Origin of the sequence: Actinoplanes sp. NPDC048967, assembly GCF_040649415.1 — a bacterium.
Lineage (GTDB): Bacteria > Actinomycetota > Actinomycetes > Mycobacteriales > Micromonosporaceae > Actinoplanes.
Genome location: NZ_JBEZFL010000006.1, coordinates 381,561 through 402,538 on the forward strand (window position 1 = coordinate 381,561; position 20,978 = coordinate 402,538).

Consider the following 20,978-nt stretch of genomic DNA (forward strand, 5'->3'; position numbering starts at 1 on the left):
GTAGTTGACAGCACCGAGGGCGTCAACCGTGGTTGACAGGCTTGGTCTGATCCGTGGGCGCCCTGTCGCCGTCCCTAGTCATGCAGCATGCCCAGGAAGCCGGCGAAGGTCGGCGCCAGCGGTACCACCCCCCAGTCCACGCTCCAGAAGACGACCGACGGGTGATCGTTGTCAGCGCGGTAGTCGAAGCATAAGAAGTCGCCGCCCGCATCGGCGGCGAACGGGATGATGCCCTCGTCCAGCACATCGAGCAGCGGAAATATCGCGGCGACGATGTTGCTGACGAACGGCGAGTCCTCGAAATGGAGGAGATGATCCACCGCGGTGCTGAAGCCGTCCGGCAGGTCGATCCGGGCGGGGACCGGAGCGGCGCCCTGATGGATCCGTGCGACAGCCAGGAATTCCGAGGGCAGGATGACCTCCAGCTCGTCCTGCGCCTCTCGCACCGCGGTGTCCGACGCCGGCCGCGGGTCATCGATCGCCCCGTCCACCCAGGTCACCATGGTCTCACTCCTTCTGTTCGCCGGCCCCGGATCTGAGCCGCAGCTGCAGCATCGCCGCGAACCGCTCGTCGGGGTCACCCAGGTCGATCCCGCCGACCTCGGCCAGGCGGCGCAACCGGTAGCGGAACGTGTTCGGGTGCACGAACGACGACTGGGCGGCGGCCACGACGTCGCCGTAGTGGTCCAGCCACGCGGTCAGGGTCGCGACCAGGTGGCTGCCGTGCCTGCGGTCGTACTCGATGAGCCGGCGGATCCCGCCGGTCGGCCGGTCGCCCCGCAGGGCGGCCAGGTCCCGCAGCTCCAGCAGCAGCGACTCGACGTAGACGTCGTCGATGCCGGCCGTGCGCCGGTCCCCGCGGGCCTGCGCCAGCACCCGCAGGGTGCGGTCGACGCCGGCCCGGGCCTGCACCAGCTCGCTGATGTCCCGGGCCACCGGCCCGATGCCGACCACCGGCCGGTGCCGGTCACCGACCCGGTCGAGGAAGTCGGCCGCCAGGCGACGGCCGCGGGCGTCGGCCTCGTCGGCCCCGGCGACGGTCGGCAGCAGCCCGTACGCGGTCCCGCCCACCAGCGCCGTCGTGCTGCGCGGCTGGACCGCGTGCAGGTAGACCGCGAAGGCGTCGCTGAGGCGCTGGCGCTCCTGGATGAAGGCGGGGTCGTCGGGGCGCTGCGCGCCACTCTGCGACAGCGTGGCGCCGAGCAGCAGCACCGGCTGTCCGGCCAGGCCCAGCCGTTCCATCGCGGCCCGGGCGCCCGCGCCACCCTCCAGCGCGGAGCTCAGCAGGTCGATCCGCAGCCGGCGCTGGACGTCGGTGCCCGCGCGCAGCCGCAGCAGGTGCAGCGCCACCAGTTTGGCGGCGTCGCGGAAGGCCTCGGTGCGTTCCTCGGTGAGCCCGTGCGGGGTCACCGCCCAGATGGAACCGAGCACCTCGTCGCCGGCCCGGACCGCGATCGCCAGCCGGGGCAGCGAGAAGCCGTGCCGGCCGTCGCCGATGGGGTCGATGCGCACCGGCTGGTCCGTGCGCAGCAGGTCGCGGAACACCCCGCGGTCGGTGAGCTCCTGCTCGATGCGTTCGGGCACGTGCCGGCCGAGGATCGTCTCGACCCGCGACGGGTCCGCCTCCTCCTGCCGGCCGGAGAAGGCCAGGATGCGGGAGCTGAGGTCCTCGATGGTGATCGGCGCGTCGATGAGCGCGGCGATCGCGTTGGCCACCGCGAACAGGTCGCCGGAGGGCAGCCCCAGCAGCGATTCCTGCTGGGCCACACCGACCTCGTCCTCGGCGAGCAGGGAACGCAGCATCGCGGCCAGGTGCACCCATGGGGCTCCGCGGCGCAGTCCGAGCAGGACCACCCCGGCCTGGTCGGCGGCCGCCCGCACCGCCGGCGGGGCCGGAACCGACGAGCGCAGGACCAGCGCGACGGCGTCCTGGGCGCCGATCCCGGCGAGGAGCTCGGTGATCGCGGCCGGGTCGCTGACCCCGACGCCCAGCACGAGGGCGTGCGGCGGCAGCACCGGGCTGTCCTCCGGATCGTGGATGACCACCGCACCGACCGGCTCGGCGCGTTCCGGGTCGCCGTGCACGAGCTCCAGCAGCATGGAGCCGAGGTCGTCGAGCACGCGGCCGAGGCTCGCTCGGGGGCGTGCCGAGGGGACGGGATTCACGGCGATGGGCACTCCCTGAGCCTTGGACGTCGCTCTCACGATAGGGGCCCCGGGCTACGCGCTGCCCCCGTTCACATCGAGATCCACTCGACGCGGGTGGTCACCTCGGCCAGCCGGGCCGGATCCGGGGTCACGCCCAGGCCGGGACCGGTCGGCACGGGCAGATGTCCCTGGTCGAGGACGAACGGCTCGGTGATGTCGGCCGCGTAGTAGCGGCCGGAGGCCGACGTGTCGCCGGGCAGCGTGAAGCCGGGCAGCGCGGCCAGGGCCACGTTGGCGGCCCGGCCGAGGCCGGTCTCCAGCATGCCGCCGCACCAGACCGGTACGCCGTGCGCGGCACAAACGTCGTGGATGCGCCTGGCCTCGAGGTAGCCGCCGACCCGGCCCGGCTTGACGTTCACGATCCGGCAGGCCCCGAGCCGGATCGCGGCCGCGGCGGAGGCGGCCGAGGTGATCGACTCGTCGAGGCAGACCGGGGTACGGATCAGCCGGGCGAGGTCGGCGTGGCCCAGCACGTCCTCCTCGTCCAGCGGCTGCTCGATGAGCACCAGGTCGAACGGGTCGAGGCGGGCCAGGTGCCGGGCGTCGGACAGCGAGTAGGCGGTGTTCGCGTCGGCCTGCAGCAGTACCTGGTCACCGAAGCGCTCCCGGACGGCGCGTACCGGCTCGACGTCCCAGCCGGGCTCGATCTTGAGTTTGATGCGGACGTACCCCTCGCTCAGGTAGCCGTCGACGGCGTCGAGCAGCGCCGGGATGCTGTCCATGATCCCGACCGAGACGCCGCACGGCACCCGGTCGCGGACGGCGCCCAGCTCCCGGCCGAACGAGCGGCCCTCGGCCCGCAGCTCGGCGTCGAGCACGGCCGTCTCCAGGGCCGCCTTGGCCATCCGATGACCCTTGATCGGGGCGAGAGCCGGGGCGACGGCCAGGGCGTTCGCCGGTGCGGCGGCGGCCAGGGCCGGCACGAGATGGTCGCGGAGCACCCCGGCGGCCGCCTCGGTGTATTCCGAGGAGTACGCCGGCGCGGCCATCGCCACGCACTCGCCCCAGCCCTCGGCGTCCTCGGTGACCGCGCGCACGAGCAGGATCTCGCGGCTGGTCACCGTGCCGAACGAGGTACGGAACGGGCCGACGAGCGGCATGGTGAGCCACCGCAGTTCACAGCCGGTCAGTTTCATGGTTCCCTCCGCAGTACGTATCCCCGGGCCCGGTCGAAGCCGACCACAGCGGCGCCCTGGGCCAGCAGGCCCGTCATCGCGTCGCGCACCGCACGCCGCCAGTGCGCCGCCAGGGCCGGATCCGAGGCCCGCAGCGCGGTGATGTCCCGCGGGACGGCCACCAGGCTGATCGCGCCGTCGAGACGGCCGGGCGCGGGCGAACCGTCCGCCGCCGTCCCCACGGCCACGACCGCGCCGGCGACCGGCACCGGATCCGGCCGGTGCTCCCCCGATCGGCCGCACGCGTCGGCGACGGCCGGATCCCGCAAGGACCACCGGACGAGCAGCCGGTCGGAGTCACCGTCACCGTTGAGGGTGTCGAGCATGAGCCCGTAGAAGTTCGGCATGTACTCGATCGGGCGGGCGGCCAGCTTCACGACGTTGAAGTGGGCATTGCGGGCCACCAGCGGATCGAACGTCCAGGCGACCCGGTCGACGCCGCGGCTCATCGCCCACGCCCGCTGGTGCAGCTTGAGGGCGAAGCCGACCGCGCGCCCGGTCATCTCGGGTGACACCCCGGCGATGTGGCTGTGCAGGGCGTCCTCCGACGGGGCGTGGAAGAAGCCGACGCACGCCCCGACCAGTCGCTCGCCCACGAAGGCACCGCTGACATAGTTGCCCGCTTTCCCGAACGCCCGCAGCAGTTCCAGGTTCATCGGCGGGTTGGCGTCGCGGCCCCAGATCCGGGCCAGCAGCCGGACCGCCTGGTCGAGGTCGCCGAAGTCGGTCAGGGCGCGCACGTCCACCCCGGCGGCCGCGGCGGCGGCCTGGGCCTGTCCGACGGCCTCGTCGACGGCGGCGTCGAGGTGGTTCGGCTCGGGCCCGGTCTGCAGGCCGGTGAGGTTCTCGGGCCTGCTCATCCTGGTCACCAGGCCCCGGTCAGCTCGGCCAGCAACGCGCCGAGCAGCGCCGTACGGCCGGGGAGGAACTCCAGCAGGACGTGCTCGTCGTCGGCGTGGGCACCGCCGCCGACCGCGCCGAGACCGTCCAGGGTGGGCGTGCCCGTACCGGCGGTCAGGTTGCCGTCGGAGGCGCCGCCGACCGCGGTGGCGGTCAACGCCGGCAGGCCAAGCGAGTGGGCCAGGGTCGTCGCCCGCGCGAACAGTGCCGCGGACGAGGCAGCCTCCAGCGGCGCGCGATTGGGGCCACCGGTCACCTCGAGGACGGCACCGGGCCGGACGGGCGTCAGGGCCCGCATCGCGTCGTCGACCCGGCGTTGCTCGTCCAGGGACCGGATCCGGACGTCCACCGCGACGCGGGCGCCGGCCGGCACGGTGTTGGTCGTCGTGCCCGCGCGGGCCAGGGTCGGTGTCACGGTGGTGCCTGCTTCCGGGTCCGCCAGGGCCGCGATCCGCAGCACCTGGTGGGCCAGTTCGACGGTGGCGTTGACGCCCTGCTCCGGGGCCAGCCCGGCGTGGGCGGCGCGCCCGGCGACGATCAGCTCGTAGATCGAGACGCCCTTGCGTTCGGTCTTCAGCCCTCCCCCGTCGGCCGCCGCCTCCAGCACCAGCGCCGCGCCGGTGGCCCGCGCCTCGGCCTCGATGAGCGGACGCGAGCTGGGCGAACCCAGCTCCTCGTCGCCGGTCACGAGCAGGGTGATGCCGTCGCGGCGGGGCTGCGCGGCGATCGCGTGGAAGGCCATCGCGAGCCCGGTCTTCATGTCCAGGCAGCCGGGTCCGCGCAGCACTCCGGCTGATACGCCGTACGGGATGGAGGCGAGCGTCCCGATCGGCCAGACCGTGTCGTGATGGCCGACCACGAGCACCCGCGACGGTCCGGCGCCGAACCGCCAGCGCAGGTGGGTACGCCCGTCGAGCACGATGCGCTCCGGCTGCGCACCCAGGCGCGCGGCGCCGACGCGGGCGACCACCTCGGCGCAGCGGGCGACGGCGTCGAGGTCGGTCGACGGTGACTCGCACTCGACGAGCGCCCGGGTGTCGGCCAGCAGGGAATCCAGCATCTCAGTCCACCCGCGGCGTGGCTCGGGCGCCGAAGTGGACGTACCGCTCGCCCGAGTCCAGCTCGTAGAAGGTCACCGGATACCAGCTCGTGCGCTGCGCGGGCGCGGTCAGGAACAGAGCGGGACCGACCGGGACCAGCGGCTGCACCTCGACCGGATCCGGTACGAGCGCGGCCAGCGGCCCGGTCAGCGTCGTCCGCATCCGTGGCCCCTCGTCACCGTCACCGGCCAGCACCTCGATACGCACCGACGCCCGCTCGTACGTGCCGACGTACGGGGCGATGTCGACCTCCACGGGCTCCTCGGGCGGGGTGATCGAGGGTGGCATCGCCACTCCGGCGAGTTCGGCGAACACCTCGGTGAACAGGTCCTGGTACAGGTCGCGGGCGCTCTCCTTGTTGGTCAGCAGCGTGACCGCCAGCCCCTGCTCGGGCAGCAGGCGCAGGAAGGCGGCCTGGCCGACGGTGTTGCCGTCGTGCCCGATGAGCCGGTGGCCGTCCCAGCCGAAGCGGATCCAGCCGAGTCCCCAGGAGTCGCCGAGCGAGAGTTTGTCCGGCAGGTCGGCCTGGTGCTCGGCCATGGCCGTCACCGATTCCGCGGCGAGCAACTGCTCGTCACCGGTGGTCCGGCCGCCGGTCAGGTGCAGCCGGGCGAAGGCCAGTACGTCGGCGGCGTTGGCGCTGATCAGGCCGGCCGGTCCGATCGAGCGGGGCAGGTGCCAGACGGGCGCGGCGGCGATCTGTCCCTCGTGCTCGACGTGACCGCCGGCGACCGGGTGCAGCAGCACGTCCTCGGGCAGGGTGGCCGTCGCGGTCAGGCCGAGCGGGGTGACCAGCCGCTCCCGCATCACCTGGTCCCAGCTCTGGCCGGTGACCTCCTCCAGGATGCGGCCGAGCACGCTGTAGCCGGCGTTGCAGTAGGACCAGGTGACGCCGAGCGGGTGGTTCTGGGTCTGGTCGGCCAGCAGCTCCACGTAGCGCTGGAGGCAGTCGTCACCGCGGCCGGTGTCGGTGAAGACGTCGCCGTCGATGCCGCTGGTGTGGGTGAGCAGGTGGCGGACGGTCACCCGGGCCGCGACGTCCGGGTCGGCGAGCCGGAAGCCGGGCAGCAGCTCGCCCACCGGGGTGTCCAGGCTGAGCCGGCCCTCGTCGGCGAGCTGCATGATCGCGGTGGCGGTCCACACCTTGGTGACCGAGCCGATCTGGAACAGGGCGTCGGGCGTCACCGGGTGGCCGCTACGGGTGTCGAGCACCCCGGCGCAGACCTCGATGTGCTCGTCCGGGGACCGCGGGTCGGTGGCCAGCCGCAGGATGCCGAGCTGAGCACCGGGTACGCCGTGGCGCTCGGCCAGTGCGGCGAGGCGCCGCTGCCAGTGGGCGGCGTCGAGGGCCGGCCGGCCGCCGCGGCGGGTGTGCTGCTCCAGCCAGTCCACGACGCGGTGGTTGTAGTCGACCCGTTGTGACGGCGGCCCGGCCAGGCTGAACGCGTGCGAGGCGCCCGGGTAGAGCACCAGCCGGGTCGGCACGCCCCGCTGCCGCAGCGCCGTGTGCCACTGCTGGGCCTGGCCGGCGGGGCAGGTGAGGTCGTCGGCGCCGTGCAGCAGCAGCGTCGGGGTACGCACGTCGGCGACGCGGGACAGTGGCGACATGTCGGCGTACCGCTTCGGGTCCTGCCAGGGCGGGCCGCCCAGCTCGTACGCGCTCAGGAACTGCCCGTCGTCGCAGGTGCCGGCCATGCTGACCAGGTCGGCCACCGTCCCACCGGCGACCGCGGCTGCGAACCGGTCGTCGTGCCCGGTCAGCCAGCAGGTCAGGTACCCGCCGTAGCTGTAGCCGGTGACGGCCAGCCGTGCCGGGTCGGCGATGCCCTCGGCGACCAGCGCGTCGATCGGCTCCAGCAGGTCGGCCGCGTCGGCGACGCCCCAGGCGCCGTTGACCCCGTCGTAGAACGCCTCGCCGTAGCCGTCGCTGCCCCGCGGATTGACCAGCAGCACCACCCAGCCACGGCGGGCGAGCTCCTGGTGGTAGAGGTGGACCTCGTCGGCCGCGCCGTTCCACGCGTTGTGCGGTCCGCCGTGGATGTCGAGCAGCAGCGGCCGCGGTCCCGGTGCGTCGCCGTCGCGGATCAGCCACGCCTGCACGCTGCGGCCGTCCGAGATCGTGAAGGAGCGCTCCTCGCGCGGGACGAGAGCGACGTCGACGCCGTGCCGGGTCAGCACCCGCTCGCCGCCGCCGGACAGGTCCACCACCGCGATCTCGCCGAACGAGTCCGCCGTGGACAGGACGAACGCGGCGAGGTCCCGACCGACGGAAAGGCCGTCGACGACGCGGCCGGCGCCGTCGACCACCGCCCGCGGGTCCGTGCCGTCGGACGCCACCGACCACAGGTGCGTGCAGCCCCGGTCGCGGACGCAGAACAGCACCCGTCCGTCGTGTTCCTGGGGCAGGCCGCCCGGATAGGCCAGGCCGCCCGGCATGACGTTGCGGTCCAGGGTGCTCGCGAGGTCGACGGGCTCCGAGCCGTCGAGCGGCGCCCGCAGCAGCCGGGCGTGGCCGACCGGGTCGGCCGGCCAGCCGACCACGAGCAGGTCGCTGCCGTCGGCGGTGAAACCGGCGGTACGGGCGACGCCGGAGGCCGGTCCGGCCACCCGCGCCGTGGCCTGGCGGTCGTCGACCGCGAGCAGGTGCACGGCCGAACGGAACCGCAGGTCGCTGTCGTCGCCTCGGGCGCGGACGAAGGCCACGTCGGTGCCGTCGGGCGACCAGACGGGTACGCCGGCGTCGTGCGGCCCGTCGGTCAGCACCCGGCATTCGCCGGTGTCGAGGTCGACGACGTGCACCTGCCGGCGGGCGGCGCCGATCAGCCCGGCACCGTCGGCTTGATAGTCCAGGCGGTCGGCCACCAGCGGCGCGTGCACCGGGGCTTGAAGTCGCACCACGGCGGTGAACGCGATCCGGGCCCCGTCGGGACTCCACGCGGGCGGGCCCGACAGCCGCGGCAGGTCGCCGGGCACCTGGACCTCACCGCCGGCCATCGGCAGGACCGCGAGCCGGCCGTCACGCAGGAAGGCGAGCCGGTTGCCGTCCGGGCTCCACACCGGCGTGGTGTCGGCCGGGCCGGCGGTCAGGCGGCGGGCCGGCCCACCTGCGGTGGGCACGATCCACAGCTCATTGACGGTACGGTCGCCCGCCGCGTCCTGGGTCCGCAGCACGTACGCGACGTGCGCGCCGTCCGGGGCGAGGGCCGGCTCGGCGGGCACCGCCAGCGCGAGGAGGTCGTCGATGCGCATCGGTCGGGTCACGGGATGCTCCTTGCGGTGAGGCGGTGGCCGGGTACGGCGTCGAGCAGCGCCCGGGTGTAGTCGTGGCGGGGTTCGGCCAGCACCCGGGTCGCCGGGCCCTGCTCGACCACGCGGCCGCGGAGCATGATCGCCACGTGGTCCGCGACGTACCGGACGACGGCCAGGTTGTGCGAGATGAACAGGATCGACAGGCCGAGCTCGCGTTGCAGCTCGCGGACGAGGTTGAGGATCGCGCCCTGGATCGACACGTCCAGTGCGGAGGTGATCTCGTCCGCGATGACGACCCGCGGCCGGCCGGCCAGGGCCCGGGCCAGCGCCACGCGCTGGCGCTGCCCGCCGGAGAGCTGTCCCGGGTAGGCGCCCGCCCGGCCGGGGTCCAGGTGTACCAGCTCCAGCAGCCGGGCCACCTCGGTGCGGCGCTGCGGCCGGGACATCCCCGGCGGGATCGCCTCGGTGATCGTCTCGCCGATGGTCATCCGCGGATCCAGCGACGAGTACGGGTCCTGGAACACCATCTGCAGGGGGCGGTGCCGGCCGTGGGCCCGGATCGGCTCGCCGTCCAGCAGGATCCGGCCGCCGGCCGGGGCGACCAGGCCGACGGCGGCGCGGGCCAGCGTGGACTTGCCGGAGCCGGACTCGCCGACCAGGCCCAGGACCCCGCCGGCGGGCACGCTCAGCGTCACGCCGTCGACCGCCGTCAGCCGTCCGTAGCGGACGGTCACGTCCTCGAAGGTCAGTTCGCTCATGACGTCTCCACCACCGAGGCCGGCCGGACGGTTTCCGCGTGGACCGGTTCGGGACGCGCGTGCCAGCACGCCACCCGGTGGCCCGACGGGTGCTGCGCGAGCGGCGGGTCCTCGTCCCGGCAGCGCTGCGAGGCCAGCGGGCACCGGGCGGCGTACGCGCAGCCCGGGGGCACGTCGGCCGGGTCCACGGGACGTCCCGGGATCACCGGCAGCGGCCGGTCCAGCGGCGAGTCCATCCGCGGCACGGCGGCGGTCAGGGCCCGGGTGTACGGGTGCAGCGCGCCGGTGGTCAGCCGGTCCGTGGGCAGGTCCTCGACGATGCGGCCGGCGTACATGACCAGCACCCGGTCGCAGACCTCGCTGACCACGGCGACGTCGTGGCTGATGAGCAGCAGGGCGACGTCGTCCGACCGGCGGATCGCGGTCAGCAGGTCGAGCACCTGCCGCTGGACCGTGACGTCCAGGGCCGTGGTCGGCTCGTCGGCGACGATGAGCGCCGGGGAGCCCATGAGCCCCATGCCGATCATCGCGCGTTGCCGCATGCCGCCGGAGAACTCGTGCGGGTACTGCCGGGCCCGGCGGGCCGGGTCGGTGATGCGTACGGCCCGCAGCCGGTCGACCGCGCGGCTGAACGCGGCGCGGCGGCCGAGGCCGTGGTGATGCCGGGAGGTCTCGGCGAGCTGGCGGCCGATCCGCTGGGTCGGGTTGAAGGAGCTGGCCGGGTCCTGGAAGACCATGGCCAGGGAGCTGCCGAGCAGGCGGCGCTGGCCGGCGGAGTCGGGCTCGCGCAGGTCGGCGCCGAGCAGGTGGAGGCGGTCGGCCTCGACCCGGCCGGCCGCGTCGATCAGCCGGGACACGGCCAGGGCGGTGAGCGACTTGCCGGAGCCGGACTCGCCGACGACGGCGACCGCCTCGCCCCGGCGGATCGAGAACGTCACGCCGCGTACCGGCCGGATCGGTCCTCCGGCGGCGGGGAAGCTGACGGTGAGGTCCCGGACGTCGAGGACCACGTCGGACGCCGGGCTGTCGTCCGTGCTCTCGGGTGCGGGTGGCGCTGTGCCCATGGGCGCGGCCGGGGAGGGGTGCGCCGAGGCGGGCAGGCCGACCAGGGCGTCCATCCCGAAGCCCTTGGCCACCGACTCACCGAGCAGATTGAGGGCCAGGCCGGCGACGAGAACGGCCAGCGCCGGGGCGATCGCGGCGGCCGGGTTGAGGTAGAGCACGCCGATGCCGTCGTACAGCAGCCGTCCCCAGTCGTAGGCGGGCGCCTGCACGCCCAGGCCGAGGAACGACAGGCCGGCGAACGCGAGCAGCGCTCCCCCGGCGCCCATGGTGGCGTTGACCACCAGCGGCTCGGCGATGTTGGGCAGCAGGTGGCGGATCAGGATGCGGAAGCGGCCCACGCCGGCGATCCGCGCGGCGGCGACGAAGTCCCGGGCCGCGACCCCGGCCAGCAGGGTCTGCACGAGCCGGGCGAACGTCGGCGCCCCGGCCAGCCCGATGGCCAGCACCGCCCCGGTCGCGCCGACGCCGAAGACGACCGCGAAGAACAGCGCGAGCAGCAGGCCCGGGAAGGCGATGGCGATCTGCACGGCTCCGGTCACCAGCCGGCCCAGGCGCCGCCCGAGCAGCCATGGCGCGGTGCCCAGCAGGAGTCCGACCAGCACGCCGATGGCGGTGGCGGCCAGCGCGAGACCGACCGAGAGCCGGGTCGCCTCCAGCACCCGGAACGCGATGTCCCGGCCCAGGTTGTCGGTGCCGGCCCAGTGCCGCCCCGACGGGCCGGCCAGGATGTTCGCGGTGTCCACGGCGTCCGCGCGGGCGTTCCACGGCGCCGGCCCGATGACGGCCAGGACCAGGACCACGAAGACCAGCGCGGCCGCGGCCCGGCCCATGGGCGTGCGCAGCACGCGGAGCCAGCGATGCGCGGTACGGCGGTTCACCTCAGTCCTCCCGGATCGTCGACCGCGGGTCGAGCAGCGCGAGCGCGACGTCGACGGCGGTGTTGATCAGCAGCACGCCCAGGCCGTAGACCAACACGATGGCCTGGACCAGCGGATAGTCCTTGCTGAGGATGGATCGCACGATCGTGGTGCCCAGACCGGGCCAGGCGAAGACGTTCTCGACCAGGACGGTGCCCGCGACCATCGCGCCGAGGATCAGGCCGCTCAGCGTCAGCGAGGCCGTGGCGGCGTTGGGCAGGGCGTGACCCAGGTACAGCGAGCGGGCCGGCAGGCGCTTGGCCCGGGCCGTCCGCAGGTAGTCGGCGTCCAGCACGGCGACCATCTCCACCCGCAGGATGCGCGCGAGGATCGCGGCCGGGCCCACGGCCAGGGACAGCACCGGCAGCACATAGCCGGCCGGGGTGGCGTTGCCGGCCACCGGCAGCCATTGCAGCGTGACGCCCAGCAGGTAGACCAGGCCGACGCCGAGCAGGAAGTCCGGGATGGTGCCGAGCACGATGGTGCCGGAGGTGAAGGCGGCCTCCGTCCTGCGGCCGTGCCCGCGCCGGGTGAGCACGCCGATGACGACGCCCACCGGGACGGCGATCACGACGGCGGCCAGGAACGCCAGCGCGGCCAGGGCCAGCGTCGCGGGCAGGCGCTGGCCGACGACGTCGCTGACCGGCAGCCGGGTCAGGATCGAGGTCCCCAGGTCGCCGCCGAACAGTCCCTTCACGTAGGTGAGGTACTGGGTGAGCAGCGGGTCGTCCAGGCCGAGGGCGGCCCGGCGCTCGGCCACCAGGGCAGCCGGGGCGGTGGGACCGAGGGCCGCCCGGACCGGGTCGCCGGGGACCAGGTGGATCATCAGGAACGACGCGGTGACCAGGACCCAGAGCGAGACCAGCAGGCGGCCGGCGCGCCGCAGCGCGAACCGGGACCACGGGTGGCCGGCGATCCGCCGGAGCCGGGACGCCCCGGTCACCGGCGCGTGCTCCGCGTCGGCTCCGATCTCCGGCGCGGGCGCCGGCGCCGCCGTCATCGGTCGAGCATCCGGATGCTCGTCGGGATCAGCTGTCCGGGGGTCTCGAAGCGGGCCCTGGCGCCGTACGTGGCGATCTGCTGATTGGCGAACGGCACTATGTCGGCCGCCTTGACCAGGGCGGTCTCCGCCTCCAGCCAGGTGGCGCAGCCCGCGGCGCCGTCCATCGCACTGGCCCGCTTGACCGCGGCGTCGTAGTCGCTGTTGCGGATGCCGGCGAAGTTGGTGCCGTCGGGGACGCCGGGGCCGGACAGGAAGGGCACGATCTGGTCGGGACTGTTGACGTTCACCTGGGCCCAGGCGATGTCCCAGTCGCCGGTGCCGAACAGGGTCTGGTTGAGGGCCTCGCCGCTCTGCGGCTTGGGGGTCACCGTGATCCCGGCGGCCTTCCACTGCTGCACCGCGAGTTCGGCGGTGGCCGTGGCCGCGCTGCCGCCGGCGCTCGAGTACGCGAAGGTCAGCGTCTTGCCGGCGATCTTCTTCAGCGCTTCCGTGGCCGCGGCCGGGTCGTGGGCCGGCAGCGCCGAGGCGAGCGTTCCGCCGGGGCAGGCCAGCGGCTCGATCGCGGCGAGCGTGGTGGGCGGGGTGGCCTGGCCGGCGCCGAGCACGGTCCGCAGCTGTTCGAGGTCGAGCGCCTGGGTCAGCGCGAGCCGGACGGCGGGGTCGCGGGTGGCCCGGCCCTCGGCCTGGTTGTACCACTGCTCACCGAGCACCGCGGCGGTACGGGCCGCGAACAGCTTGGCCTTGTCGAGCCGCTGCGCGTCCGGGCCGGTGACCTGGGCGGCGTTGATCTCGCCGGACAGCAGCAGGTTGGCGGCGGTGGCCGGGTTCTCGACGACCCGGACGGTGACGGTGTCGGGCATGCCGGGCGTCGCGGTGGACGCGCCGTTGGGTCCCCAGGTGTAGCCCTCGCGGATCGCGTACGTGTAGTGGTCGCCCGGCACGGCCTCGGTCAGCTTGTACGGTCCGGTGCCCGCGGTGGCCTTGGCCAGGCTCGTGCGGTCGCTCATCCCGCCGGAACACACGATCGGCAGGCTGGCCAGCCCGTTGAGCACGAACGGGGCCGGCGCCGCCAGCGTCAGGGTCACCTCGCCGGTGGCGTCGTCGGCGGCGGCCTTGGCCCCGGCCGGCAGGAACGTGCCCAGGAACGGGCTCTTGTTCTTCGGGTCACCGACGTAGGTCAGGTTGTCGGCGACCGCCTTGGCGGTGAGCGCCGTACCGTCCGCGCACGTCACCCCCTTGCGCAGGGTGAGCTTGACGGTGGTGCCGGCGGCCGACCACTTGTCGGCCAGCTGGGAGCGGATCTGGCCGCCGGCCGGGTCGACGCCGACCAGCGTGTCGTACGCGAACTGGCTGATGGTGAACAGCGCACTGGCCGCCGAGGACTGGGGGTCGAGATTGCCCGGGTCCGCGTTCAGGGCCATGGTGAACGTACCGCCGTCCACGACCTGCCCTTGGGCCGGCGAGCCGGAGCCCGATCCGCCGCCGCATCCGGCCAGGGCCAGCGCCGCGCAGAGCGCCGCGCTGCCGGCGATCCTCGACGTGGTGGTCAGCTTCATGAGGGGTCCTCTTCCGGCCTGCCGGCTCCGGTTCGACGGGGTGGGGGTGGTCGGTCGCCCGGTCAGACCGGGGCGACGGTGGACTCGGCCCGGCGCACGGCCCGGCCGACGTGCAGGAACCGGGCATGGCCGGCACCGTCGTCGCCGACGAACGCGTGCGGCACGTACATGCCGTGCTCGGGTTCGACCGGGATGAGGAAGTCCTCGCGGTAGTGCACGAGCTCCTTGCGGACCGCGTGCCCGACCAGCTCGGCCAGCTCGCCCTTGGGCGTCTGCTCGAGCCAGATCCGGCCGTCCTGGTCCTGGCTCAGCGTCAGGTCGGCCACCCGCGACGAGTACGTCCCGACGTAGCGGCCCGCGTCCACGCGCTCGGGCTGTGCGGGCGGGCGGGGCATCTCGGGCAGCGGGATGCGGCCGAGCTCGCCCAGCACGAGACCGAAGATGTCCCGGTACAGCGACATCGCGTCGCCGCCGTTGGTCAGCAGCGTCACGGCCAGTCCGTCCTCGACGACCAGGCGCAGGAACGCGGACTGCCCGATGGTGTTGCCGTCGTGCCCGGTGAGTGTCCCGGCCGGGGTGTCGAACCGTTCGAAGCCCAGCCCCCACGAGGTGCCCATCACCCCGATGTCGGGCAGGTCCACCTCGCGCTCCCGCATCCGGGCGGCGGTGCCCGCGGCGAGCACCCGCGTACCGTCGGCGGCGCGGCCGTCCTCGAGGTGCATCCGGGCGAAGGCCAGCAGGTCGCGGGGGCGCATCGCGAGCATCGCCCCGGCCGGCGCGTTCGAGCGGGCGAGCGCCCAGACCGGCGCCGGCTGGTGACCCGCGCCCGGCTCGAGCTCCAGGTGACCGACCGCGACCCGGTGCAGGATGGCCTCGTACGGACTGGGCGCGGCATGGGTCAGGCCCAGCGGTGTGATCAGGTGCCGGCGCAGGCACTCGTCGTACGGCAGCTCGCGGACGACCTCGACGAGGCGGCCGAGCACGCAGTAGCCGGCGTTGTTGTACGAGAACTGCTCGCCGGGCGCGAACAGCTGCGGAAGGTCGTGCAGGGTCTCGACGAACCTGGCCACGCAGTCGTCGCCCGGCCCGGTGTCGGTGAAGATGTCACCCTCGAAGCCGGCCGTGTGGTTGAGCAGCTGCCGGGTCGTGATGACCGCGGCGGCCGCCTCGTCGCCGAGCCGGAACTCCGGCAGGTACGTGCGTACCGGCGCGTCGAGGTCGACCTTGCCCTCGTCGGCCAGTTGCAGGACCAGGGTGGCGGTCCAGAGCTTGGTGATCGAGCCGATCTGGAACAGCGAGTCCGCCGTGGCCTCGATCCTGGTCGCGGTGCTGAGCAGCCCCGCGGCCCCCTCGACGATCTCCCCGTCGTGCAGGATGCCCCACCCCGCGGCCGGCACCTGGTGCTCGCGGAGCAGGCCGGGCAGGCGGGCCGCCACGATGTCCCGCACCTCTGTGATCGTCGTCATAGCGGGATCGTAGAAGCGCGGACCGGCATCGGTGTTCGTCGATCGCGACGAAAAAGCGCCGGCGTCTTGGTCCGTTGGCACAACAACGCTGCGGGGCCGAAGGCCGGCCCCGCAGCGCGGTCACAGAGCCCAGCAGATGTCGTACGCCGACAGGTACCAGCTGACGCCACCGCCGGGGTTGCGGCCCTCGACCGCCTCGGCGGTCGCCGTGTCCTGGGCCGCATTGCTGCTCATCTGGTTGACGAACACGTACCCGCCGATGGTGGCTCCGGCGGCCGAGCCCCCCACCCCGGTCGTCGCCGTGCCGGCCGGGCAGGCGCCGGACTGCTGACTCTTCGCGTCGACCGGGTCGGCGCCGCCGAGCGTCGACCGGGCCTCACGAACCGGAGCCGCGCCCGGCGGCGTGCCGCAGACGGCGTAGGCGATGAGCTCCCAGGCGCCGGCGAAGCCGAACGCCGCGTCGGCGACGACGGTGTTGCTGGTCAGGGCGAAGTTGGGCAGGATCGAACGGTAGAACGCCTGCCCGTTCGCCCCGATGATCTCGGCCCCGGTGCCGAGCAGCCGGGTCCCGCCCTGGCAGGTCGCCACGACGGCCTTGGTGGTGTCGGCGTTCGAGCCGGTGCTCTGCGCCTCGAGGTGGTAGCCGGCGGGCGGCGCGCCCGGCCGGCAGATCGCCTGGGCCACGGTGGAGTATCCGGGCGCTCCGCCGGGGTTCGTGTGGCCCCACACGGTCACGGAGTTCGTGGCGAGGTCGGGGATGACGTCGGTGAGGGTCACGTTCCGGCCGGCGCCGACGATTCCTCCGGCCGCGCCGGTGAGGTACTCCCCGGCCGGACAGGTGGCGGTGGCCCTCTGCGCCACCGTGCCGGCAGGCCCGGCGACCGCGACGTCGACCACCGCGGCCTGCGCCGGTGCGGCCGTGGCGAAGACGGCGCCGACGCCGGCCAGGGTGGCGCCGGCGAGGACGGCCAGCCGGGCCGATCGTGTGCTGTTCATGGGTGCTCCTCAGGTCTGGGGTGTGACCCGCTGAGCGTCGGCGCCCGGCGTTGGGCGTTCGTTGGGCGATCGTTGAATCTGGCGCGGACGCGCCGGGGGCGGCTCACCGGATCGGTGGCCGCCCTCGGGGTCGCGCGGGTCAGCGGTGGGACCTGAGCCAGCCGCGGATCTCGGTGACGACCTGGTGGTCGGGCTCACCGAAGGCGGGGAAGAACTTCGGGGTGATGTTCATGGTGTGGGCCATGCCCGGGTAGATGACGATCTTGTGATCCTTGTTGCCGGCCGCGGCGACCGCGGCGTCGGCGACCAGCGCGGCGCGGGCCGGGGTCTGCAGGTCGTTCTCACCGTTGAGCATCAGCGTCGGGCCGGAGAACCTGGGCAGGGCCTGCGCGACGGTCGGGAAGCGGGCGATGTCGTCGAGGTAGTCGACCACGGGCTGGTCCAGGCCCGGGACGTTCGGGTAGGCGTCGATGCCGGTGGCCTTGCGCAGCACCGGGCCGGCTTCGGCGTCGATGGCCACCTGACCGTCGTGGTCGGTGTCCGTGCCGGCCGCGACCTTGTCCCCGTCGAGCAGGACCGAGCGGAACTGGTCGGCGGCCTCCTTCGGCTGCCCGGTCAGGCCGTTGACCGCCTCGGTGGCCGTCAGCCGGCCGTCGGCGTCGACGTCGAACTCGTCGTGCAGCTGCAGCAGCAGCCGGCCGTAGATCTGCAGGGTCAGCAGCTGCTTGATCTCGAGGCCGACGACGCCCATCTCTATCACGCCGGCCGGCTTCGGGATGCCGAACTTCTTCGGCTCGGCGGCGAGGTTGGCCGCCACGTTGGTGCCCTCGCTGTGCCCGAGCAGGAAGATCCGCGACGGGTCGATCCGCGGCGAGCGGGCGGCGAAGCGGATCACCGCGGCCGCGTCCCGCTGGATCCGGTCGTACGGGTTCTTCGGGTTCAGCTGGGCCGGGTCGGTGCTCTCCACCGGGCCGATGTCCGTCACGCCCCGCTTGTTGAAACGCAGCGTCGCGTATCCCTCGCGGCCGGCCGCCTGGGCGAGCGGGACGAAGGTCGAGCCCTTGCCCTCCGGCAGGGTCTGGTTCATGTCGTTGTGCCCGCTGCCGTGCAGCATCACGACCACCGGTAGCCGGCCCTGGGCGTTGCTCGGGTAGGTGAGCTCACCCTTGGTGACCCAGCCCTGACCGAAATCGATCTGTACGGCCTCCCGGGTCACGCCGCGCCAGCCGGACTGCTTCGTGGCCGGGCCGGCTTGCTGGACATCCCCCGCGACCGCGCTCGGTGTCACTGCGGCGTTGGCGACTCCCACTCCCCCGGCGAGCACCACCGCGGTGCCGAGAGCGACCGTCAGGTTCCGGAACTTCTTCGTCGTTGTCATGCCGGTAACGCTATTTTTCGGGGCCGCCGCCGACGATCCCGACAGCTACCAAGCACTGGTACCGCTAGCGCTACCGATCACCGGCGTTCCTACTACTGTGCAGGCATGCTGACCGCTGAACGGATGGGTATGTGGCGTGGCCGCTACCAGCTGGTCTCCGACGGCACGCCGGTGGCCGTCTGGGACCCGTCGTGGTGGCGCACCGGGGGCGACTTCGAGGTCGAGGGCCGCCGGTACCAGGTGCGCGCCAACGGCTGGGGCACCAGGTACCGGATGGCCGACGACCAGGATCAGGAGGTCGCCCTGGTCGAGCGGGCCGGCCGCAAGCACTGGACCGTGCAGGCCGGGGGACGCACCTACGAGTTCCGCCGTGAGTCGATGTGGGGCAACCGGCAGGCGTGGATCGCCGACGGGGTCAAGGTGGGCTCGTTGCGCCGCACGAGTGCCTGGTCGGGCGCCGTCGAGGCGGACCTGCCCGGCATGCCGCTGCCGGTGCAGATCTTCGTGCTGGGCGTCCAGATCGCGATCTGGCAGGCCCAGCAGTCCGCCGCGGCCGGCAGCTGACGCCTCGGCCGATGGTGCAGCAGCGGCTCGCTCAGGTGGTGACAGCAGGCGGCGCCACCGTGGCGTACGCCTCGGTCGGTGCCGGGCGGCCGCTGGTCTACGTGATGGGCTGGCTCACGCATCTGCGGCTCGGCTGGGAGCTGCCGCCCGAGCGCGCGCTGTACGAGGCCCTGGCGCAGGGCTGCCGGCTCGTCCGCTACGACCGTGCCGGGTCCGGGCTGTCACCGGCTGTGGATCGTCCCGCGTCACTGGCCTTCGAGCTGGAGCAGCTGGCCGCCGTGGCCGCGACCCTGGACGAGCCGTTCGACCTGATGGGCACGTCGATGGGCGCCCCGGTGGCCGTGGCCTGGGCCGCGGCTCACCCCGGCACCGTCCGCCGCCTGGTTCTCTACGGCGGCTGGGCCCGCGGCGACGACGTGTCCCCGCCCGAGGTCCGCGCACACGTCCTGGGTCTGGTCGAGTCGCACTGGGGGCTCGGCTCCGACGTGCTGACCGACATCTTCGCCCCCGACGCCGACCGCGCGACCCGCGCCGAGCTGGCCCGCTACCAGCGTGCGTGCTCCGATGCCGCCACGGCACGGGCGCTGCTGGCGCTGAGCTACGAACTCGACGTCACCGACCGCCTCGGCCAGGTGCGGGCCCCGACGCTGGTGGTGCACCGCACCGGCGACCGCGCGGCACCCGTCGCGCAGGCGCACGCCCTGGCCGACGGCATCAGCGGCGCCGAGCTGGTGCTGCTGCCCGGCCGGTCGCACCTGCCGTACGCGGGTGACCGGGACGAGCTGGTCCGCGCGGTCCGCCGGTTCCTCGGCCTGCCCGTCCCCCGGCGCCGCGCCGACGGGTTGACCGCCCGCCAGCGCGAGGTGGCCGAGCTGGTCAGTCGCGGGTGCACGAACCGCGAGATCGCGACGCGCCTGGGCATCGACGAACGCTCGGCCGAGGGCCACGTCGAACGGATCCGGCTGCGACTGGGCTTCCGGTCCCGCGCCCAGATCGCCGCCTGGTACAGCGCCCAGCGCCGAGATTGAGGTATTTCCCCGCCTGACACCCGCCGGGGATCGGCGCAGAGTTTCCTCTCGTGACCTTCGAACTGCACCGGGCGCGCGGGCCCTTCAACGCCGCGTTCTTCAGCATCATGGGTCCGTACATCGAGTGGAACGTACGGCACCACAAAGGACGGGTGTTCGCCGGCCTGCCGCCGACGGTCGTCGAGCTGGGCTCCGGGGTGGGCGCCAACCTGCGCTACCTGTCCCCGGGGTCGACGCTCATCGCCGTCGAGCCGAACGTCGCCATGCACCGGCGGCTGCGGGCGGCGGCCGGGCGGCGCGGCGTACGCCTGGACCTGCGCGACCGGCTCGCCGAGCGCACCGGCCTGCCCGACCGCAGCGCCGACAGCGTGATCTCCTCGCTCGTGCTCTGCACGGTGAGCGACCCGGCCGCGGTCCTGGCCGAGGTCCGCCGGATCCTGCGTCCCGGTGGGACCTTCCGCTTCGTCGAACACGTCGCCGCCCGGGCCGGCACGCCGACGCGTGCGCTTCAGCGAGCGCTGCGCCGGCCGTGGGCCTGGACCTTCGAGGGCTGCTCCTGCGAGCGGGACCTGGCCGCTTCGGTACGCGCGGCCGGCTTCACCCGCGTCGAGCTCGAGCCGTACCGGCTGCACAGCCCGTTCGTCACCTTCAACACCCAGATAGCGGGCGTCGCCCACGCCTGAGCGCGCACGTATTGTTGCGGTATGACCCAGCGACTCGTCAGCGTGTGGCAGCCGTACTTCCTCGAGAGCCCGACTCCGGACGCGGCCGTGGCCGCCGCGAAGGAGCTGGAGGAGCTCGGCTACTCGCGGATCTGGTTCTCGGCCGGCTTCGACCAGCACGTCCCGCCGCGCTTCCGCGAGATCCTGGACGGGACCGAGCGCATCGGGGTCGCCCCCGGCATCGTGAGCATCTGGCACACGTCGCCGGCCGAGGTCGCGGCGTACGCCCAGGACGCGCAGCGCGCCCACCCCGGCCGGTTCCTGCTCGGCCTCGGCGCCAGCCACGCCGTGCTGGTGGAGAGCAACGGCACCGACTACCGCAAGCCGTACTCCAAGATGGTGGATTATCTCGACGCCCTCGACGCGGCCGGCCTGGGACCCGAGCAGCGGGTCCTGGCCGCCCTGGGGCCTCGGATGCTGGTGCTCTCCCACGACCGGGCGGCCGGCGCGCACCCGTACTTCACCCCGGCCGAGCACACCGCCGAGGCGCGGACGGCGGTCGGCCCGGACCGGCTGCTGGCCGTCGAGGTCGCGGTGGTGCTCGAGGCGGACCCGGCCGCGGCGCGGGCGACGGCCCGGCAGTACACCACCGGCTATCTCTCGCTGCCGAACTACACCAACAACCTGCGCCGGTTCGGCTGGACCGACGAGGACCTGGCCGGCGGCGGCAGCGACCGCCTGGTCGACGCCCTCATCCCCTGGGGTACGGCCGACCGGGTCGCGGCCGGGATCGAGAGGCACTTCCAGGCGGGCGCGGACGAGGTGGCGATCCAGGTCCTCAACGGCGGTGACGCCTCCACGTTCCCGGCCGAGGCGTTCCGGGCGCTGGCCGCGGTCCTGATCTGATTCCTCGAGAAAAGTCCCGCCGGGATGTCGAGCCCGGCGCGGCGGCT

General features: G+C 73.8%; 17 protein-coding genes. 4 read left to right on the top strand and 13 right to left on the bottom strand.

The window, feature by feature from the left end:
* Window positions 1-74 precede the first annotated feature (74 nt).
* From AB0C12_RS27355 to AB0C12_RS27415, 13 genes are all read right to left on the bottom strand, one after another.
* Window positions 75-503: an SMI1/KNR4 family protein gene (locus AB0C12_RS27355; RefSeq protein WP_360552674.1), complete on the bottom strand. Its 429-nt coding sequence runs from the start codon at window positions 501-503 to the stop codon at window positions 75-77.
* A gap of 4 nt (window positions 504-507) precedes the next feature.
* A complete protein-coding gene (locus AB0C12_RS27360) occupies window positions 508-2,121 on the bottom strand; it encodes a helix-turn-helix domain-containing protein (protein WP_360552675.1) in 1,614 nt (537 codons plus the stop codon).
* 116 nt (window positions 2,122-2,237) lie between these two features.
* On the bottom strand, window positions 2,238-3,344 hold the full coding sequence (gene menC / locus AB0C12_RS27365) for an o-succinylbenzoate synthase (protein WP_360552676.1): 1,107 nt from the start codon (window positions 3,342-3,344) through the stop codon (window positions 2,238-2,240).
* The gene (locus tag AB0C12_RS27370; RefSeq protein WP_360552677.1) at window positions 3,341-4,243 is read right to left on the bottom strand and encodes a GNAT family N-acetyltransferase; all 903 of its coding nucleotides are present in this window, start codon (window positions 4,241-4,243) and stop codon (window positions 3,341-3,343) included. The genes menC and AB0C12_RS27370 overlap by 4 nt, the downstream gene beginning before the upstream one ends.
* Window positions 4,244-4,248: 5 nt before the next feature.
* The gene (locus AB0C12_RS27375; protein WP_360552678.1) at window positions 4,249-5,343 is read right to left on the bottom strand and encodes a M20 family metallopeptidase; all 1,095 of its coding nucleotides are present in this window, start codon (window positions 5,341-5,343) and stop codon (window positions 4,249-4,251) included.
* Between the two features lies 1 nt (window position 5,344).
* On the bottom strand, window positions 5,345-8,644 hold the full coding sequence (locus tag AB0C12_RS27380) for a serine hydrolase (protein WP_360552679.1): 3,300 nt from the start codon (window positions 8,642-8,644) through the stop codon (window positions 5,345-5,347).
* A complete protein-coding gene (locus tag AB0C12_RS27385) occupies window positions 8,641-9,390 on the bottom strand; it encodes an ATP-binding cassette domain-containing protein (protein WP_360552680.1) in 750 nt (249 codons plus the stop codon). Before AB0C12_RS27385 ends, AB0C12_RS27380 begins: the two co-directional genes overlap by 4 nt.
* Window positions 9,387-11,333 (bottom strand): dipeptide/oligopeptide/nickel ABC transporter permease/ATP-binding protein, encoded by a 1,947-nt coding sequence (locus AB0C12_RS27390; RefSeq protein ID WP_360552681.1) that lies wholly within the window; start codon window positions 11,331-11,333, stop codon window positions 9,387-9,389. The genes AB0C12_RS27385 and AB0C12_RS27390 overlap by 4 nt, the downstream gene beginning before the upstream one ends.
* A 1-nt stretch (window position 11,334) precedes the next feature.
* Complete coding sequence (locus tag AB0C12_RS27395; RefSeq protein WP_360552682.1) at window positions 11,335-12,372, bottom strand: ABC transporter permease; 1,038 nt, start codon at window positions 12,370-12,372, stop codon at window positions 11,335-11,337.
* Window positions 12,369-13,931, bottom strand: coding sequence for an ABC transporter substrate-binding protein (locus AB0C12_RS27400; protein ID WP_360552683.1), 1,563 nt, complete (start codon window positions 13,929-13,931; stop codon window positions 12,369-12,371). The genes AB0C12_RS27395 and AB0C12_RS27400 overlap by 4 nt, the downstream gene beginning before the upstream one ends.
* Before the next feature lie 62 nt (window positions 13,932-13,993).
* Window positions 13,994-15,397 carry a serine hydrolase domain-containing protein gene (locus AB0C12_RS27405; protein ID WP_360552684.1) on the bottom strand — a complete coding sequence of 468 codons (1,404 nt, stop codon included), beginning with the start codon at window positions 15,395-15,397 and terminating at the stop codon, window positions 13,994-13,996.
* 120 nt (window positions 15,398-15,517) lie between these two features.
* Window positions 15,518-16,393 (bottom strand): hypothetical protein, encoded by an 876-nt coding sequence (locus AB0C12_RS27410; protein ID WP_360552685.1) that lies wholly within the window; start codon window positions 16,391-16,393, stop codon window positions 15,518-15,520.
* A 139-nt stretch (window positions 16,394-16,532) separates the two neighbouring features.
* The gene (locus tag AB0C12_RS27415) at window positions 16,533-17,771 is read right to left on the bottom strand and encodes an alpha/beta fold hydrolase (RefSeq protein ID WP_360552686.1); all 1,239 of its coding nucleotides are present in this window, start codon (window positions 17,769-17,771) and stop codon (window positions 16,533-16,535) included.
* 105 nt (window positions 17,772-17,876) lie between these two features.
* Here AB0C12_RS27415 and AB0C12_RS27420 point away from each other — a divergent pair, with 105 nt between their 5' ends.
* Genes AB0C12_RS27420 through AB0C12_RS27435 form a run of 4 tightly spaced genes read left to right on the top strand, consistent with a single transcriptional unit; the run spans window position 17,877 to window position 20,931 of the window.
* Complete coding sequence (locus AB0C12_RS27420; RefSeq protein ID WP_360552687.1) at window positions 17,877-18,335, top strand: hypothetical protein; 459 nt, start codon at window positions 17,877-17,879, stop codon at window positions 18,333-18,335.
* Window positions 18,336-18,346: 11 nt separating this feature from the next.
* On the top strand, window positions 18,347-19,363 hold the full coding sequence (locus AB0C12_RS27425; RefSeq protein WP_360552688.1) for an alpha/beta fold hydrolase: 1,017 nt from the start codon (window positions 18,347-18,349) through the stop codon (window positions 19,361-19,363).
* A 50-nt stretch (window positions 19,364-19,413) separates the two neighbouring features.
* A complete protein-coding gene (locus AB0C12_RS27430; protein WP_360552689.1) occupies window positions 19,414-20,046 on the top strand; it encodes a methyltransferase domain-containing protein in 633 nt (210 codons plus the stop codon).
* A 21-nt stretch (window positions 20,047-20,067) separates the two neighbouring features.
* The gene (locus tag AB0C12_RS27435) at window positions 20,068-20,931 is read left to right on the top strand and encodes a TIGR03620 family F420-dependent LLM class oxidoreductase (protein WP_360552690.1); all 864 of its coding nucleotides are present in this window, start codon (window positions 20,068-20,070) and stop codon (window positions 20,929-20,931) included.
* The last annotated feature ends 47 nt before the right edge of the window (window positions 20,932-20,978 follow it).